The 989-nt window shown below is 49.5% G+C and carries 1 rRNA gene; it reads right to left on the bottom strand.

Features of this window, described 5'->3' with window-relative positions:
• Positions 1–807 (bottom strand): 16S ribosomal RNA (locus Q7P33_RS17915); the annotation flags it as partial.
• Positions 808–989 lie beyond the last annotated feature (182 nt).

Raw genomic sequence — 989 nt, forward strand, 5'->3', positions numbered from 1 at the left:
CGTTTACGGCGTGGACTACCAGGGTATCTAATCCTGTTTGCTCCCCACGCTTTCGAGCCTCAACGTCAGTTACAGTCCAGTAAGCCGCCTTCGCCACTGGTGTTCCTCCTAATATCTACGCATTTCACCGCTACACTAGGAATTCCACTTACCTCTCCTGCACTCTAGCACCACAGTTTCCAAAGCAGTCCCGGGGTTGAGCCCCGGGCTTTCACTCCAGACTTGCAGTGCCGTCTACGCTCCCTTTACACCCAGTAAATCCGGATAACGCTTGCCCCCTACGTATTACCGCGGCTGCTGGCACGTAGTTAGCCGGGGCTTCTTAGTCAGGTACCGTCATTTTCTTCCCTGCTGATAGAGCTTTACATACCGAAATACTTCTTCACTCACGCGGCGTCGCTGGATCAGGGTTTCCCCCATTGTCCAATATTCCCCACTGCTGCCTCCCGTAGGAGTTTGGGCCGTGTCTCAGTCCCAATGTGGCCGGTCACCCTCTCAGGTCGGCTACTGATCGTCGGCTTGGTGGGCCGTTACCTCACCAACTACCTAATCAGACGCGGGTCCATCTCATACCACCGGAGTTTTTCACACCGTACCATGCGGCACTGTGTGCTTATGCGGTATTAGCAGTCGTTTCCAACTGTTATCCCCCTGTATGAGGCAGGTTACCCACGCGTTACTCACCCGTCCGCCGCTAAGTCAATTCAAAATCCATCCGAAAACTTCATTTGAATCGCTTCGCTCGACTTGCATGTGTTAAGCACGCCGCCAGCGTTCATCCTGAGCCAGGATCGAACTCTCAAATTAAAGGTGTTCAATCCGGGGTCAAAATCAACTAACTAGCTAATTTATTCCCGTTTTACTTGTTGTTTGGTTCGTATACAATTGCTTGTATTCGTTCTGAAATTTTCTCATTCAAAGTCATCAAACATGACTTATTTTATTAGAATTTTCAGGGTTTTACATACTGTTCAATCTTCTGTTTTCAA

This window comes from Acetobacterium wieringae (assembly GCF_026646375.1).
Lineage (GTDB): Bacteria > Bacillota > Clostridia > Eubacteriales > Eubacteriaceae > Acetobacterium > Acetobacterium wieringae_A.